2 protein-coding genes are annotated in these 1,049 nt (G+C 64.4%); both read left to right on the top strand.

Annotated elements, in window-relative coordinates:
• Positions 1–569 (top strand): ATP-binding cassette domain-containing protein (locus EOA29_RS37565; RefSeq protein ID WP_127222466.1); only part of this gene is annotated, 569 nt, incomplete at its 5' end.
• A partial coding sequence (locus tag EOA29_RS37560; RefSeq protein WP_127222465.1) for a biotin/lipoyl-binding protein occupies positions 562–1,049 on the top strand: 488 nt, incomplete at its 3' end. The genes EOA29_RS37565 and EOA29_RS37560, both read left to right, overlap by 8 nt.

The following is a 1,049-nucleotide window of genomic DNA, read 5'->3' as shown; positions in this document are numbered from 1 at the left end:
CTCTCGATCAGTGGAACCCGCATTCGCTCGGCGCCCATATCGGCTATCTGCCCCAGGACGTTGAACTTTTTGACGGGACGGTGGCCGACAACATCTCGAGGTTCGGCGGCAAGAGCGATCCCAAAGGCGTGCTTGCGGCCGCCCGGGCCGCGGGCGTCTATTCGATGATCATGCATCTGCCGGAAGGTTTCCAAACGCGCATCGGCGAGGGAGGCAGGGCCTTGTCCGCTGGACAGAGGCAACTGATCGGCCTCGCCAGAGCGCTCTACGGTGAGCCGTTTCTTGTCGTCCTGGATGAGCCGAACTCGAATCTCGATGTCGAAGGCGATGCCGCCCTGGCGGGCGCAATTCTAGCCGTGCGCCAGCGCGGAGGGATCGTTATCGTTGTTGCGCATCGCCCGTCCGCTCTCACCAACATCGACCAGGTTCTGGTGCTGACCAACGGCATGGTCCGCTCGTTTGGCTCCCGCGAGGAGGTCTTGGCGAGTGTGGCGCGAGCATCCTCTCCTGCCGCGCACCGCCCGTCCCCGGTCATTCCGATCCAGAGGGGAGTAAGCGGACATGCGTGATGTCTTGCCCCGCCTCTTTGCGTTCCTGCCATCTTACGCCTGGTTCGATGCCGGTCAGCGTTCCTCGCTTGAGGCCCCTGGCAGCATCGGACCCAGCCTGGTGTGCGGACTGGCGGTCACGTGCCTGCTCATTGCTGGCGGAGGGCTATGGCTTGGCTTCACCAAGATAGCGGGTGCGGTGATCGCCCCCGCAACCGTGGTGGTCGAAAGCAGTACCAAGAAGGTCCAGCACCAGACCGGCGGCACGATCAGCGGCATCTTTGCCCAAGATGGCGATCATGTTCGGGCCGGCAACGTGCTGGTCCGGCTGGACGATACGCTGCCGCGGGCGAACCTGCAGATCATCAGCGAGGATCTCGACCGCGCCACGGTGCGGCTTGCCCGGCTGGAGGCCGAACGCCAGGGGCTGGCGACCATGCCGCTTCCAGCCAGCCTGCAGGCGGAAATGAGCAAGCCGGACCTGGCTGCACTGGTCAATGG

Origin of the sequence: Mesorhizobium sp. M1E.F.Ca.ET.063.01.1.1 (assembly GCF_003998155.1) — a bacterium.
Lineage (GTDB): Bacteria > Pseudomonadota > Alphaproteobacteria > Rhizobiales > Rhizobiaceae > Mesorhizobium.
Note: the sequence above shows the minus strand (reverse complement) of the source record. Positions and strands in the feature narration are given on the sequence as shown.